This window comes from Pseudarthrobacter phenanthrenivorans Sphe3 (assembly GCF_000189535.1).
Lineage (GTDB): Bacteria > Actinomycetota > Actinomycetes > Actinomycetales > Micrococcaceae > Arthrobacter > Arthrobacter phenanthrenivorans.
The window spans coordinates 2,496,959-2,512,603 of the sequence record NC_015145.1 but is presented as its reverse complement, the minus strand read 5'-3'; the positions used below and the strand labels follow the sequence as shown (position 1 = coordinate 2,512,603).

At 66.7% G+C, this 15,645-nt stretch carries 11 protein-coding genes; 9 read left to right on the top strand and 2 right to left on the bottom strand.

What is annotated here, in order from left to right:
* Nucleotide 1 precedes the first annotated feature (1 nt).
* The 5 genes from mutM to ftsY all read left to right on the top strand — a co-directional run bounded on the left by mutM (nt 2) and on the right by ftsY (nt 8,414).
* Nucleotides 2–967: a bifunctional DNA-formamidopyrimidine glycosylase/DNA-(apurinic or apyrimidinic site) lyase gene (gene mutM / locus ASPHE3_RS11680; RefSeq protein WP_013601414.1), complete on the top strand. Its 966-nt coding sequence runs from the start codon at nt 2–4 to the stop codon at nt 965–967.
* 127 nt (nt 968–1,094) lie between these two features.
* On the top strand, nt 1,095–2,369 hold the full coding sequence (locus ASPHE3_RS11675; protein WP_013601413.1) for an MFS transporter: 1,275 nt from the start codon (nt 1,095–1,097) through the stop codon (nt 2,367–2,369).
* A gap of 559 nt (nt 2,370–2,928) precedes the next feature.
* Nucleotides 2,929–3,438: a TolB-like translocation protein gene (locus tag ASPHE3_RS22890; RefSeq protein ID WP_322786471.1), complete on the top strand. Its 510-nt coding sequence runs from the start codon at nt 2,929–2,931 to the stop codon at nt 3,436–3,438.
* Nucleotides 3,439–3,545: 107 nt separating this feature from the next.
* Nucleotides 3,546–7,130: a chromosome segregation protein SMC gene (gene smc, locus ASPHE3_RS11665; protein WP_013601412.1), complete on the top strand. Its 3,585-nt coding sequence runs from the start codon at nt 3,546–3,548 to the stop codon at nt 7,128–7,130.
* Nucleotides 7,131–7,205: 75 nt separating this feature from the next.
* On the top strand, nt 7,206–8,414 hold the full coding sequence (gene ftsY, locus ASPHE3_RS11660; protein WP_013601411.1) for a signal recognition particle-docking protein FtsY: 1,209 nt from the start codon (nt 7,206–7,208) through the stop codon (nt 8,412–8,414).
* Between the two features lie 10 nt (nt 8,415–8,424).
* Here the strand turns inward: ftsY and ASPHE3_RS11655 are convergent, their stop codons facing one another.
* Entirely contained in the window at nt 8,425–9,666 is a 1,242-nt protein-coding gene (locus ASPHE3_RS11655) for an MFS transporter (protein WP_041652126.1), read from the bottom strand.
* Between the two features lie 226 nt (nt 9,667–9,892).
* Here ASPHE3_RS11655 and ASPHE3_RS11650 point away from each other — a divergent pair, with 226 nt between their 5' ends.
* Both ASPHE3_RS11650 and ASPHE3_RS11645 read left to right on the top strand, forming a co-directional pair.
* Nucleotides 9,893–11,263, top strand: coding sequence for an ammonium transporter (locus ASPHE3_RS11650; protein ID WP_013601409.1), 1,371 nt, complete (start codon nt 9,893–9,895; stop codon nt 11,261–11,263).
* Nucleotides 11,260–11,598, top strand: coding sequence for a P-II family nitrogen regulator (locus ASPHE3_RS11645; RefSeq protein ID WP_013601408.1), 339 nt, complete (start codon nt 11,260–11,262; stop codon nt 11,596–11,598). Before ASPHE3_RS11650 ends, ASPHE3_RS11645 begins: the two co-directional genes overlap by 4 nt.
* A gap of 113 nt (nt 11,599–11,711) precedes the next feature.
* On the opposite strand, the gene ASPHE3_RS11640 is transcribed toward ASPHE3_RS11645, so the two are convergent.
* The gene (locus ASPHE3_RS11640; RefSeq protein WP_013601407.1) at nt 11,712–13,115 is read right to left on the bottom strand and encodes a glucose-6-phosphate dehydrogenase; all 1,404 of its coding nucleotides are present in this window, start codon (nt 13,113–13,115) and stop codon (nt 11,712–11,714) included.
* Nucleotides 13,116–13,199: 84 nt separating this feature from the next.
* Between ASPHE3_RS11640 and ffh the strand changes: the two genes are divergently transcribed.
* Complete coding sequence (gene ffh, locus ASPHE3_RS11635) at nt 13,200–14,783, top strand: signal recognition particle protein (RefSeq protein WP_013601406.1); 1,584 nt, start codon at nt 13,200–13,202, stop codon at nt 14,781–14,783.
* Between the two features lie 106 nt (nt 14,784–14,889).
* Complete coding sequence (locus ASPHE3_RS11630; RefSeq protein WP_013601405.1) at nt 14,890–15,624, top strand: alpha/beta hydrolase family protein; 735 nt, start codon at nt 14,890–14,892, stop codon at nt 15,622–15,624.
* Nucleotides 15,625–15,645: the final 21 nt, after the last annotated feature.

Below are 15,645 nucleotides of genomic sequence, written 5' to 3'. Positions count from 1 at the left end.
CGTGCCCGAACTTCCCGAGGTTGAAGTAGTCCGCCGCGGCCTGGTGAGCTGGGTCCGTGGCCGGACCATCGAGGCGGTGGAGGTCCTCGATCCCCGGTCCATCCGCAGGCATGCACTGGGCGCGGAGGATTTCACTGGAAACCTGGAAGGCGCAACAGTTGCCGACATCGTGCGGCGGGGCAAGTTCCTCTGGATGCCGCTCGTCCATCCTGCTGCTGCAGCGGAGGGGCAAGGGAGCATCGGCCGGCCGGAAGTGGCGCTTATGGCCCACCTGGGGATGAGCGGCCAACTCCTCATGCAGGACCGCGGCGTTCCGGACGAAAAGCACCTCAAGGTCCGTTTCCGGCTCAGCCCCCGTGAGGGGATGCCCGAGCAGTTGCGGTTCGTGGACCAGCGGATCTTCGGTGGGCTCTTCGTCACGTCGCTGGTTCCCACGGACGACGGCGGCCCGGGCGGCCTCGCCGAGTCGCAGCTTCCCCTGATAGCGGAGGAAGCGTCCCATATCGCCCGGGACCCACTGGACCCGGCGTTCTCATTCGAGCTCTTCTACCGCCGCCTCCGTAAACGAAAGACCGGCCTGAAACGGGCGCTGCTGGATCAGGGGCTGGTTTCAGGCATCGGGAACATTTACGCAGACGAGGCTTTGTGGCGGGCCCGCCTGCATTTCGCCCGGCCCACCGACACCCTCCGCCGGTCAGAAGCGGAAAGGGTAGTGGACAGCGCCCGGGAGGTCATGCTCGACGCGCTGGCCGCCGGCGGAACCAGCTTCGATTCCCTCTACGTGAATGTCAATGGAGCCTCGGGGTACTTCGACCGCTCCCTCAACGCCTACGGCCGGGAAGGCCAGCCGTGCAAACGCTGCGCCGCAGCGGGAATCCACGCCACCATCCGGCGCGATCAGTTCATGAACCGTTCCTCGCACACCTGCCCGGTTTGCCAGCCCCGCCCACGGAACGGCCGCTGGTAAGAACCACAGCAAAGTCTGCGGGTTTTGCGGTTCCCCCGTGTGGTCCTGGCTGCAAGACTTTGACCACGCAGTGGTGAGTGGTCCTGGACCGCGCATCCTTCGTGGCAGCAGGGAGGACCGGGGGCACTTGTATATTTCCATGTCGGACCGCAAAGGCGGCCAAAAGGACCAGGCTGACACGGGCAGTGGAGCCGTGACGGCGTTCCGGCTCTCGCCTGTCATCATCTGGCTCGGCATCGTCAGCATGGCCACGGACATCTCCTCCGAATCCGTTGCGGCCATACTGCCGCTCTACGTCACCGGGTTCCTGGGACTTTCCACCATAGCTTTTGGCATCATCGACGGGATCAACCAGGGTGCCAGCGCCATCGTCCGCATCGGGGCAGGCTGGGTGTCGGACCGGACCGGGCATCCGAAGCGGGTAGCGATGGCCGGTTATGGCCTCTCGATGGTGGCGAGGATCGGATTCCTCTTTGCCGGCGGATTCTGGTCCATAGCAGCCATCGTTACCGGCGACAGGATCGGTAAGGGCATCCGCACCGCCCCCAGGGACACCATGATTTCGGCTGCTGCCCAGCCCCAGTACCTTGCCCGCTCGTTCGGCGTCCACAGGATGCTGGATAACATCGGCGCCGCTGCGGGCCCCCTGATTGCCTTCCTCATCCTGCTCCTGATCCCCAACGGCTTCGGGACAGTCTTTGTGGTGTCACTGGCTTTCGCGGTGATTGGCGTCGCGGTTTTGTTCCTGGTGGTTCCCGGCCGCACCACTAAAGCCCCGCAGCAGTCAAAGCCGAAGCCCGTCTTCCGCTGGTCCCAGCTGAGATGGTCCCAGCTGAAGGACCAGGGTCTTTCCCGTTTGATGCTCGCGGCCGCACTGCTGGGCGTGCTGACCATCGGTGACGGTTTCGTCTATCTCCTGCTGCAGAGCAGGGAGGCTTTTGCCGTCCAGTGGTTCCCCCTTCTGTATGTGGGCACCAACGTGGCCTTCCTGATTTTTGCTGTTCCACTGGGGCGCCTGGCGGACCGGTTCGGCCGGGTGCAGGTGTTCCTTGCCGGCCATGTTGCCCTCGCAGTCTGTTACCTGCTCGCCGCCCTTCCTGTGGGCGGGACTGCCGCGACGGTGGGCTGCCTGTTGCTCCTGGGCGTGTTTTATGCGGCGACGGACGGGGTCCTGGCTGCCCTGGTGAGCCAGCTGGCGCCCATCGAACGGCTGGGTACAGCGCTTGGAACGGCACAAACGGTTGTCGCACTCAGCAGGATGGCAGCGGCGGCGGGCTTCGGAGTGCTCTGGTACGCGATCGGCCCGGGAGCTGCTGCGGCCTGCGTAGCCGTGCTCCTGGCAGCCGCACTGGGCGCGGCCACGGTGATCCTGAGGGATGTCATCAGGAAAGCGGCGGCGTGATGGGACATTTGGTGCAGGAAGCAGAGCCTGAAGCCACGCCTGCCGGCAGCCCGGCAGGAAGAAAAGGGCGGCTGGTGGCCTTGCTGTCAGTAGTGATGCTTACGCTGGCCGCTGCGGGAGTTTACGCCGTCTGGTCGTTCCAGGAAGCAAAGTCAGGCCAGGAAGCGGCCTCTGCCGTCCAGGTCGTCACCGCCGATGCGCTCCCCGCAGAGCCCTTCCTGATGTTCCGGAATACTGCACCCGGGCAGGGCTATGGGCAGGCGGCCACGGTGAAACTCGCCGCCCCCGCCGGTGAGCGCGCCCTCACCGGGAGATCCTGCGACCGCGTTTATGCCACCAGGCAACTGGTCAGTTGCCTGGCCGCCAACACCGGGATGCCCACGTCCTTCGAGGCCGTTGCCCTCGGTCCCGACCTGGAGCCGGCCGGGTCCTGGCCCCTGGCGGGATTCCCAGCAGGACCCGCATCAGTCCTGACAGTTCGCTGGTTGCCACCACAGTCTTCGTCTCCGGCCACTCCTACGCTTCCACGGGCTTTTCCACGGAGACCAGTGTGCGTGGAATGGACGGCACCGATTACGGGAACCTGGAGGACTTCGCACTCCTGTCCGGCGGGACCCGGATCAAGGCAACGGACCGGAACATCTGGGGCGTTACTTTTGTCCCCGGACAGCCGGCGGATTTCTATGCCACGGCATCCTCGCAGGGCAACATCTGGCTGGTGCGGGGGAGCCTGGATGAACGGACGCTCACCGTGGTGGCGTCCGGCGTCGAATGCCCCTCCATATCGCCCGATGGCACGCGGATAGCCTTCAAGAAGAGCACCTCCGGCACCCTTGTTGGCCACCGCAACGCTGCGGTACTCGAACTTGCCACGGGAACCGTGACAGTGCTGGGTGAGCAGCGCAACGTGGATGACCAGATTGAATGGCTGGACAACAGCACGGTGGTTTACGGCATGCCCAGGGATGACTCAGGCCAGGACAGCGACGTCTGGTCGCTGGCCACCAGCGCGGGGGCAGTCCCACAGCTCCTTATCGAGCATGCGTGGTCCCCGGCCGTAGTGCGCTGATGCCCGGGACAGGGAAAAACCGCGGGAATCCCGGAGTTTGCGCTGCCACCCAGTAGATTGAGGACAGCGAAGCAGCCGCAGCAGCAACTCAGGAGATCCAAGAAGCCTTGCACCTCAAAAGCCTGACCGTCCGGGGGTTCAAGTCATTCGCGTCCGCCACTACCTTCAACTTCGAGCCGGGCGTCACTGCCGTTGTTGGTCCCAACGGCTCCGGGAAGTCCAACGTCGTGGATGCCCTCGCCTGGGTCATGGGGGAGCAGGGCGCCAAGACGCTTCGTGGCGGCAAGATGGAGGACGTCATCTTCGCCGGCACGTCCGGCCGCCCGCCGCTCGGCAGGGCCCACGTCTCGCTGACCATTGACAACTCTGACGGCGCCCTGCCCATCGAGTACAGCGAAGTCACCATTTCCCGGACCCTGTTCCGCACCGGCGGCTCCGAATACGCAATCAACGGTGCCGGCTGCCGGCTGCTGGACATCCAGGAACTCCTCTCCGATTCGGGCCTGGGCCGGGAGATGCACGTCATCGTGGGCCAAGGCCAGCTGGACCGTGTCCTGCACGCCACCCCGGAGGACCGCCGGGGCTTCATCGAGGAAGCTGCCGGCATCCTGAAGCACCGCCGCCGCAAGGAACGGACCGTACGCAAGCTGGAGGCCATGCAGGCCAACCTGCAGCGCCTGACAGACCTGACGGGGGAGATCCGGCGCCAGCTCACGCCATTGGGCAAACAGGCCGAAGTGGCGCGCCGCGCCCAGCGGGTCCAGTTCGACGTCCGCGACGCCCGCGCACGCCTGCTGGCCGATGACCTCGTCCAGCTCCAGCTGGCCCTGGAACAGGATGTGGCGGACGAGGCTGCCTTGAAGGAACGGCGTACCCAGGCAGGCCAGCAGCTGGAAGCGGGCCGGCGGGAGCAGGCCGCCCTGGAGCAGCTGGCAGCCGAGGCTACCCCCCAGCTGAACGCGGCAAGGGACACCTGGTACCGCCTGTCGGCCACCAGGGAACGGTTGCGTTCCCTGGGATCGCTGGCCCAGGAACGCGGCCGCCTCCTCGGTTCAGCGGAAGCACCACCCTCAGGGCGGGACCCCGAACAGCTGGAGCGGCAGGCAGCCAGGGTCCGGGAAGAACTTGCCGAACTTGAGCGCAGCATCCTTGAACGTCGGGAAGCCCTGGCGGGGGCGAGTGCCCGGAAGGCCGAGGCGGAGCGGGCTGCGCTCGCAGAGGACAAGAGGCTGACAGCCGAACTGAGGGCCGCAGCGGACCGGCGCGAAGGTCTGGCCAAGCTTGCCGGGCAGGTGGCAGCGGCAAGGTCCCGGGTGGAATCGGCCCAGGCCGAACTGGGAAGGCTCCGGGAATCCCTGGCCGCCGGCACCGAGCGAAGGGCCCGTGCCCAGGCCGAATTCACGGCACTGGAGAACCAGGTGGCCGGAGTGGAGGAGGGCGAGGAAAGCCTCGACGCCGACTACGAGGCCGCCAGCGAAGCGCTGGATACGGTGCTCGAGGAGATCGCCGGGCTTCAAGCCGCCGTCAGCGAGGGAATCCGCAAACGTGACGCATTGGTGGCGCGGCGGGATGCCCTGAAGCTGGGCCTCGAGCGAAAGAACGGGGCCAGGCACGCCCTGCAGTCACATCTGGACGGAGTCCAGGGCACCCTCGCGTCAGGCCTGACAGTCGAATCGGGCTGGGAAACCGCTGTTGCCGCGGCACTGGGCGAAGCTTCCGAAGCCGTCCTGGTGAAGGACGCGGCGACTGCCGCCGCCGTGCTCCAGCTGCTCAAGGATGACGACGCCGGCCGGGCCGCGTTGCTCCTCGCATCAGTGCCCGCCGGGGATGGGCTTGCAGGCGCTGGGATGGATCTGCCGAAGGGCGCGCTGTGGGCCAGGGACCTCGTCAGCTGCGATGGCCCGGCCGCCCAGCTGGTGGCCCGCCTCCTGGCCGGCGCCGCCGTCGTCCCCGACATCCAGGCCGCGTCCGCCCTGGTGGCCGAACATCCGGAGCTGACCGCCGTCACCGCTGCCGGTGATGTCTTCACGGCACTGTCGGTCACGGGCGGATCCGCCAAGGCGCCTTCGCTCCTTGAGGTGCAGGCCGCAGTGGACGACGCCGAGAGCCAGCTTGCCGCGGTCACGGCAGGTCTGGACCGGAACAGGTTCGCCCTGGCCGGCGCAGAAGCGAGGCGGGGCGAAGTGCAGGAGCAGGCCGACGCCGCCCTGGACCGGCTGCATGAATCGGACGCCAGGCTCGCTGCCGTGGCCGAACGGCTCGGCCACCTGAATTCCGTGCTCCGCAGCGCCGTCGGCGAGAGCGAACGCCTGGCAGCCTCCCTCGCCAGGGCAGAGGACAACGTGGTGGCGGAGCAGGAGGCCCTCGCTGCGGTGGCCGCCCGGTTGGCGGCGGCGCAGGAGGCGCCGCTGGAGCAGGAGCCCTCGACGGAACACCGCGACGCATTGGCCAGCGCCGCAGCCAACGCGCGTTCCGCAGAGGTGGAGGCACGGCTGTCACTGCGCAGCGCCGAAGAACAGCTCTCGGCAACCCGCAACCGTGCCGCGTCGCTGGAACGGGCAGCGGCAGCAGAACGCAGGGCGCGCGAGGAAGCGGCTGAACGTGCCCGCGTACGCCGCAGCCAGGCGCGGCGGGCAGCCGCCGTCTCGGCTGCCGTCGGCCTGTCACTGCAGTACGTGGACCAGTCCGTAGACCTGGCACGCCACGAACGCGATCTTGCCGAAGAGAACCGCGAGAAGCGCGACCAGGCGCTCGCCGAAATCCGGACCGCCAACGAGTTGCTGGCCCGGGAACTTGCGGACCTCACCGACAACGTCCACCGTGACGAACTCGCCCGGGCACAGCAGCAGGCGCGGATCGAAGCGCTGGAGGGCCGGTCCATCGACGAGTTGGGCATAACACCGGATGCCCTGGTGGCCGAGTTCGGCCCGGATGTTCCCGTTCCCGTGCCTGCCGGGGACAGTGGGGACAAGTGGGCGGCCCTGCGCGCGCCGGTGGACAACACCGGGGCTGACATCGTCGAAGGAAAGCCGTACGTCAGGGAAGAACAGGAGAAACGGCTGCGCAAGGCGGAACGGGACCTGGCCAGCCTGGGCCGGGTCAACCCGCTGGCGCTGGAGGAATTCGCGGCGCTTGAAGAACGCCACCAGTTCCTGAGCACCCAGCTCGAGGACCTCAAGGCCAGCAGGAAGGACCTCCTGGACATCATCAAGGAAGTGGATGACCGCGTTCAGCGCGTCTTCACGGAGGCCTTCGAGGACACCCAGGCCCAGTTCGTCCGGGTGTTCGAGCGGCTGTTCCCCGGCGGGGAAGGGAGGCTGGTCCTCACCGATCCGGCGGACATGCTCACTACCGGCATCGAGGTGGAGGCCCGCCCCGCCGGGAAGAAGATCAAGCGGCTTTCGCTCCTGTCCGGAGGAGAACGCTCGCTGACCGCCGTGGCGCTGCTGGTGGCAATCTTCAAGGCACGGCCCTCGCCGTTCTACGTCATGGACGAGGTGGAGGCTGCCCTTGACGACACCAACCTGGGCCGGCTCATCACCATCTTCGAGGAGCTGCGTGAATCCAGCCAGCTCATTGTCATCACCCACCAGAAACGCACCATGGAAGTTGCGGACGCGCTCTACGGGGTAACCATGCGCGGAGACGGCGTCTCCACGGTGATCAGCCAGCGGCTCGGCGCCGAGGTATGACCCGCCGGATGTAACGGCAGGTCAACGGTCCCCCCACCACGGAAACGGCCCGTGCCCGTATGAGAAGCTAGGGGAGTGAATGACATCCTTCCCATACTCCTGTCCATTCTTGCTGCCCTGGTGGTTATCGGCGGGCTGATTCCGGTCTTCATGAAGACCCGGAAGAACATCAACCGGTACGAGGGCACCCGCGACGCCAACGACCCCGAACTGCCGCGCGGGGGCAGCACCCTCGTGGCAGACCGGCCCGTCGAGGCGGGGGACCGGACGGCGCAGGACGGCGTTGACCTGGCGGAGCTGGAGACCACCGAGGTCCCCGATACGGCGGCCGGCCTGGAAACCATCCCCGTGGAAACCCCGCTGCCTGTGGCCGGCCGGCTGGTCCGCCTCCGCGAACGGCTGGTCCGTTCCAACAACATCATGGGCAAGGGCCTGCTGGCGCTGCTTTCCAGCGACAGGATTGACGAGGACGTCTGGGACGAGGTGGAGGAGACCCTCCTGCTGGCAGACCTTGGCACCGAGCCCACCATGCAGCTCGTGGATGCCCTCCGTGAAAGGGTCAAGGTGCTGGGCACCCGGAGCCCGGAGCAGGTCAAGGAGCTCCTTCGCGAGGAACTGATCAAGCTTGTGGACCCCACCATGGACCGTACCCTGAACGTCCAGCGCCACGCCGACAAGCCTGCAGTCATGATGGTGGTGGGCGTCAACGGCGTGGGAAAAACCACCACCGTTGGCAAGCTCGCCCGGGTCCTGGTGGCTGAGGACAAGGATGTCCTGCTGGGCGCGGCGGACACCTTCCGCGCAGCCGCAGCCGAGCAGCTGGCAACGTGGGGCCAGCGCGTGGGCGTCCCCACGGTGAAGTCGGATATCGACGGCGCCGATCCCGCCTCCGTTGCCTATGAAGCGGTCAAGGCCGGCATCGACCAGGAAGTGGACGTGGTCATGATCGACACCGCCGGCCGCCTCCAGAACAAGGTGGGCCTCATGGACGAGCTGGGCAAGGTCAAGCGCGTCATCGAGAAGCTGGCGGAGGTGGACGAGGTCCTCCTGGTGCTCGATGCCACCACCGGCCAGAACGGCCTGAACCAGGCCAGGGTCTTCTCGGAAGTCGTCAACATCACCGGAATCGTCCTCACCAAGCTGGACGGAACCGCCAAGGGCGGCATCGTCGTGGCCATCCAGAAAACGCTCGGTGTTCCGGTGAAACTGATCGGGCTGGGAGAAGGCGCGGACGACCTCGCTCCGTTCGAGGCAGAGGGATTTGTCGACGCACTGCTGAACTAGCCCTGGGGGATCAGGGCCGGGCAGTCCGCAGCGTCTCACGGGCGGCCAGCCAGCCGGCAGCGGCCACCACCATGATCCCGCCGGTAACTCCGAAGGCCCAGCCGTAGCCAAGCCGGTCGGCCAGCAGGCCTGCCAGGACGGGGCCCACGATCGCGCCGACGTCGGACGTCATCTGGTACACGGCCAGCACCTTGCCGCCGGACCGTTCATTGCCGATCACGTCGGCCACCGATGCCTGCAGGGCGGGGCCGAAGAGGCCGGACCCGACGCCCGCCAGGGCCGAAGCCGCCAGGAACCACCCCAGCCCGGATGTGAAGCCGATGGCCGCGGTGGAGGCTCCGGCCACGAGGAGTCCGGCAACCATCATCGGCTTTCTGCCCAGGCTGTCCGCGAGCCGGCCGGAGAATGTCAGGGCGGCGGCATTTCCGGCGGCGAAGACCGCCAGCGCGAAGCCCGCCGCTTCCGGTCCGGAACCGAGCGCGGCGACGGCGAACAGCGGAACGGTGGCCATCCGGACCCCGAAAGTAGCCCAGCCGTTCACGAAACTCGACATCAGGGCCGTCCGGTAGGTGCCCATGCCGAGCGCCTCGCGCAGCGGCATGTCCGGGGCGCGGTCCTGCTTCTCCCCGCTGCCCCGGCGCTGGTGGCTCAGCTGCGTCTGGACCACGACGGCGGCCACCACCAGGGCAGCCGCGTACGCCAGGAACGGGACACGGAGGCCGAAACCGGCCAGCAGTCCGCCAACGATCGGGCCGCACACGTTTCCGACCAGGAAGGCGGAGGCGTAGGCGCCTGAAACCCTGCCCCGGCTCTCAGGCGGCGCCAGCCTGACCACAAGCGCCATGGACGCCACCGTGAACATCACCGATCCGGCTCCGCCCAGCCCGCGGAAGAGCAGCAGCTGCCAATAATCCTGGGCGAAGGCGCAGGCTGCCGTGGAGGCGGCCACGATCAGCAGGCCCGCCACGTAGACCGGACGTTCGCCCAGCCGGCCGATCAGCGCCCCGCCCGCGGGTGCGAAGACCAGCCGCATGAACGCGAAGATGGCCACGATCACGGATGCCTCGGTGTTTCCCACGCCGAAGGTCGTGGCGAATTGCGGCAACACGGGTGCAACAAGCCCGAATCCAAGGGCAATGAGGAACGCCGCCGCCAGCATCACCTTGATATCGCGCGGCAGCTTCTGCCCGCCAGGTCGGAGCATCGAAAAAATCCTTGATGTGGCGCGGCTCACGCGGGGTTCTGCCGTCATGGTCCAGTGGTCCTTGCATACGTGCCTGCCGGGCGTCGGCGGGAGGGGTGAAACATAACCGTAACAAGCCGGAGATGCACCATTTACTTCCAAGAGGTTGTTGTAACAGCCCGGCAATCTAAATCCTCCCCGGGCGAAACACGCCGCCGACACACTTTTTACAGGACGCAAAAGGCGTTGGCAGGCGGAGGAATCCGCAGGAGTTGGATGAGGAAGGACGTGCACCATGGAACTTACCGCAGGTCACGTATGGCTCATGGTGGCGGCGGCGCTCGTGCTGCTCATGACACCAGGCCTGGCATTTTTCTACGGCGGCATGACCCGTGCCAAAGCAGCACTGAACATGATGATGATGAGCTTCATCTCCATCGGCATCGTGAGCGTTGTGTGGGTACTGTGGGGCTACTCCATGACGGGCGGTGACGGCTTCCTGCAGATCGTGGGGAACCCGTTCGCGAGCTTTGGCCTTGAGGGAGTCAACACGGCGGAGACGCCCGACGGCCTCATCCTCGTGGGCTACGGTGCAACCTTTGCCATCATCACGGTGGCCCTGATCAGCGGCGCGATCGCTGACCGCGCCAAGTTCGGCGCCTGGTCCGTGTTCGTTCCCGTGTGGGTGACCCTCGTGTATTGCCCGCTTGCCTACATGGTGTGGGGTGGCGGCCTCTTCGGTGAGGACGGCGCGATCGGCCAGGCTCTCGGCCCGGCCATCGACTTCGCTGGCGGCACCGTGGTCCACATCAACGCAGGTGTGGCGGCACTGATCCTGGTCCTGATCATCGGCAACCGCAAGGGCTTCGGCAAGGACCCCAACCACCGCCCGCACAACATCCCCTTCGTGATGCTCGGTGCAGCGATGCTGTGGTTCGGCTGGTTCGGTTTCAACGGCGGCCTTGCCTCTTCCGCCGAGCAGGGCGGCCTGATCTGGGTCAACACGCTCGCCGCTCCGGCCGCCGCCATGCTCGGCTGGCTCGTCACCGAACGCATCCGTGACGGTCACCCCACCTCCCTCGGCGCCGCTTCCGGTGTAGTTGCCGGCCTGGTGGCCATCACCCCGGCCTGCGCCAACGTCAGCCCGGTCGGAGCGCTCGGCCTCGGCGTCGTGGCAGGCGTTGCCTCCGCCCTGGCCGTGGGCCTGAAGTTCCGCTGGGGCTTTGATGACTCACTGGACGTCGTCGGCGTGCACCTCGTGTCCGGCATCATCGGCACCGTGGCCCTGGGCTTCATCGCACTGCCCGTTGACGGTGTGGGCGGCGGCCTCTTCTACGGCGGCGGCATGGCCCAGATGTGGGCCCAGCTCGCAGCGGCCGGCATCGCCATCGCGTACTCGGCAATCCTGACGGCGATCATCGCCTTCGCCATCCACAAGACCATGGGCTTCCGGGTCTCGCAGGAACAGGAAACGGTGGGTGTGGACCTCAGCCTGCACGCCGAGACCGCCTACGAGTTCGGTGTGGGCGGACACGGTGGAAGCTTCCAGCCGCTGCACGACATGATCACCGGCAAGACCCAGACGGACACTGCACCGGCTTCCGCAGCAACTGCGGATGCGCAGAAGACCGAATCAGCAACAGGTAAGGAAAGTGTGGGGGCATGAAACTGATTACTGCGATCGTCAGGCCGGAAAAGCTCGAAGCCATCCGGGAAGGACTGGAAGCCTATGGCGTGCAGGGTCTGACGGTCAGCGCGGCCAGCGGTTACGGCCGGCAGCGCGGTTACACCGAGGTGTACCGCGGAGCGGAGTACAACGTGGACCTGTTGCCAAAAATCCGGGTGGAGGTCCTGGCCACGGACGAACAGGCCGATGACATCCTGGACGTCATCATCGCCAGCTCGAACACCGGCCGTGCAGGTGACGGCAAGGTGTGGACGGTGGACGTTTCCGAGGCGGTGCGGGTCCGCACCGGCGAACGCGGCGTCGCCGCCATCTAGGACAGCAACACAGCATCAACATCAGCAGGGCGGGCAGGGTAACCGGAAGGTTCCCTGCCCGCCCTGCTGTTTTTCGGCGCCCTGCTGATTTTCGGCGCCCGGCTGTTTTTCCCTCAGTGCCCGGCCGCACTGCCGGGCCATCCCGCGGGCCCGGCCGAACCGGCGTCGTACTCCTCCAGGGGGACCTCGTCCTGCTGCCAGGCCCTGAGGACCGGCTCCACGATCCGCCAGCACTCTTCCGCGGTGTCGCCACGGACGGAAAGCAGCGGATCTCCGGCGAGTACGCCCTCCAGGACTTCGCCGTAAGGGAGGAGTTCGGAGGCACTCAGCTCCGCGTCCAGGGTTACGCGGCCCAGGCTGAAGATGTTGCCGGGCCCGTTGACATCGATGTCGAAGGCCAGCGTGTCCGGCCCAAAGCCGATCCGGAGCTGGTTGGGGGCGTCGACGCCGGTGAAGCCCTGCGGGAGGTGCGGAACCGGGCGGAAGGTCACCACGGCTTCCTTGCGCTTCACACCCAGCGCCTTGCCGGAGCGCAGGATGAACGGCACGCCCTTCCAGCGCCAGTTATCGATGTTCACGCGTATTTCTGCCAAGGTCTCGGTACCGCGGCCTCCGTCCACCCCCTCCTCCTGTGCATAATCCGGAACTTCCTTCCCTCCTACTGCACCTGCGGTGTAACGTGCCCGCCGGGTGGAACCGGAATGCGGGAGCGGGACGCTGCTGGCGCGCAGGACCGTGGAGATGGCGTCGCGGAGGTCCCGTTCCCCGATGGTGGCGGGAGGTTCGATGGCCATCAGCGCCATGATCTGAAGGAGGTGGCTCTGGATCATGTCGCGCAGGGCGCCGGCATTGTCGTAGTAGCGGGCGCGCCCTTCCAGCGCAAGGTCCTCGTCAAAGATGATCTCCACTTTCTCCACATGGTGCCGGTCCCACACAGGTTCCAGGAAGTTGTTGGCGAAGCGCAGGCCCAGGATGTTCAGCACGGTGGCCTTGCCCAGGAAGTGGTCCACCCGGTGGATGTGGTCTTCCGGGACCAGCCGGACCAGGGTTTGGTTCAGGGAACGGGCGGATTCCTCACTGGACCCGAAGGGCTTCTCCATCACCAGCCGGGTGCCGGCCGGAACCTGTTCGGGCTGGAGAACCTCGCAGGCCAGCTGGCTGATCCGGGGCGGGAGGGCGAAATAGACTGCGGTGGGTCCGTCGAGGGCGGCCAGGAGTGCCGCCAGGGCCCCGTCCGCGGTCACGTCCAGCTGGTGGTACACCGTCTCCTTCTCAAGGGACTGGAGAGCTTCCTTTCCTTCGGGACCGGCGGAAGCCGAGGCGGCCGCGAAGGACTCGTGCACCCGCTCCCGCCACTGTTCCGGAGTCCAGGGATCGGAACCAGCCCCCACGAGCCGCAGCCCTGCCGCACGGCCCGTGGCCGCCAGGCGTGCCAGGCCCGGCAGGAGCAGCCGTCCGGTGAGGTCCCCTGAAGCACCGAGGATGAGCAGGGTTCTTACAGTTGATTGGCTCGTCATTTTGCCAGCATGCCACCTTGCGGGCCCGACTTGGTACCCTAGATAGTCGAGTCCCGATCATCCACTGAAAGAAGTGCACGTCGCGTGTTCAATTCACTCTCTGACCGGTTGACAGCAACCTTCAAGAATCTCCGCGGAAAGGGCCGCCTCACTGAGGCCGACGTCGATGCCACAGTCCGCGAGATCCGCCGCGCCCTCCTGGATGCTGACGTTGCCGTTCCCGTTGTCCGTGAATTCACCGGCCGGGTCCGTGAACGCGCCCTGGGTGCCGAGGTATCCGGTGCGCTGAACCCGAGCCAGCAGATCGTCAAGATCGTCAACGAGGAACTCGTGGAGATCCTCGGCGGTGAAACGCGCCGGATCCGGCTGGCCAAGAACGGCCCCACCATCATCATGCTGGCAGGCCTCCAGGGTGCCGGTAAGACCACCCTCGCCGGCAAGCTGTCCAAGTGGCTGAAGGCCCAGGGACACAGCCCCATGCTGGTGGCCTGCGACCTGCAGCGCCCCAACGCTGTCACGCAGCTCCAGGTGGTGGGCCAGCGCGCCAAGGTGCCGGTGTTCGCGCCCCACCCGGGAGCCACGTCAACTGAGCTCGACCAGCCCGCGGGCGACCCCGTGGCCGTTGCCCGCGCCGGTGTGGAGGAAGCCCGTCAGAAGCTTCACGACGTCGTCATCGTGGACACCGCCGGCCGTCTCGGTGTCGACGCGGACATGATGGAGCAGGCGCGCCAGATCCGCCGGGCCATCGTTCCCAACGAGGTCCTGTTCGTTATCGACTCGATGATCGGCCAGGACGCCGTCAACACGGCGCTCGCCTTCGACGAAGGCGTCAACTTCACCGGCATCGTGCTTTCAAAGCTCGACGGCGACGCCCGCGGCGGTGCCGCACTCTCGGTCGCGTCGGTCACGGGAAAGCCGGTCATGTTTGCGTCCACCGGCGAAGGCCTGGACGACTTCGAACTCTTCCATCCTGACCGGATGGCTTCGCGCATCCTGGACATGGGCGACGTCCTCACCCTGATCGAGCAGGCAGAGAAGTCCTGGGACAAGGACGAGGCAGCCCGGATGGCGAAGAAGTTCGCCGACCAGGAGGACTTCACCCTCGAGGACTTCCTCGCCCAGATGCAGCAGATCCGCAACATGGGGTCCATGAAGAAGATGCTCATGATGATGCCGGGTGCGCAGAACATCCGCCAGCAGCTGGAGCAGTTCGACGAGCGCGAGATCGACCGCGTGGAGGCAATTGTCCGGTCCATGACCCCGCACGAGCGTGTGGCGCCCAAGATCATCAACGGCTCGCGCCGTGCCCGCATCGCCCGTGGTTCCGGTGTCCACGTCTCTGAGGTCAACGGCCTGCTGGAGCGCTTTGCGCAGGCCCAGAAGATGATGAAGAAGATGGCCCAGGGCGGCATGCCGGGCATGCCCGGAATGCCAGGCATGCCGGGGGCCGGCGGCGGAGCCCGGAAGAACGCCAAGAACGCGCCCAAGAAGAAGGCAAAGTCCGGAAACCCGGCCAAAGCAGCGCAGGAGCGCAAGGACGCCGAGGCCCGGCGGGCCAACGCAGCCAAGGCGCTCCCCACGGGGGCTGCCTTCGGCCAGCAGGGCGGCGACTTCGATCCGTCGCAGCTGAACCTGCCCAAGGGGTTCGACAAGTTCCTCGGCAAGTAGCATCCCCCTTTCCCAACTGGGTAGCGCCAAGTGTCGTTATGAACCGTCAAAACGACACTTGGCGCTACCTGGTTGGGATGTCGGGGCTGTGGAATAGGGTTGGGTCATGTTCAAGCAGAGGGTAGTGTTCGTGCACGGCGCGGGCACGTTCGGTGCCGCGGCCTGGCCCCGGCAGCACGGTCTTGCCCTGTCCTATGACGCACTGTTCCTGCGCCGCCACGGCTATGACCCGTTTGCGGAGCCCGTTGAACCGTCCTTTGCCGAGGATACGCGGATCCTGCTGCGGTCCCTTGGCGACGATGGCCGCGGCGCGGCGGGCGGGCACGTCGTTGCCCACGCGCAGGGCGCCATCCCGGCCATGATGGCTGCCGTTGAACGGCCCGATCTTGTCTACTCGCTCATCCTGGTGGAACCGGCCTGCCTGTCGCTGACCGCCGAACTGCCGGCCACGGCAGCGCACATCGCCCTGATGCAGCCCTTGTTCGACGCCCGGCGCCAACTCAGCGACGAGGATTTCCAGCGGGAGTTCGTGCGCCGCGTCTATGCCACGGACCTGCAGCATCCGGTCACGGTGGAAGAGAAGCGGTCCGCCCGGCGGCTGCGGCTGCAGGCGCCCCCGTGGGAGGCACCTTTGCATATCGTGCCGGGGGTCCCCACGCTGGTGCTGACCGGCGGCTGGGAGCCGCTGTACGAGGAGATTGCAGGCTACCTTCGGGAAACCGGGGCTGTGCACCGCACTTCCGCAGGAGGTCACCGGCCCCATGATTCTCCCGAGGGGGACCGCATTATCCGGGCCTTCGTTAGTGACGTCAGCCGCGTCCAGCCGGTCCGTGCGTCCTGAGCCCGTCCGGCTGGCCCCCAA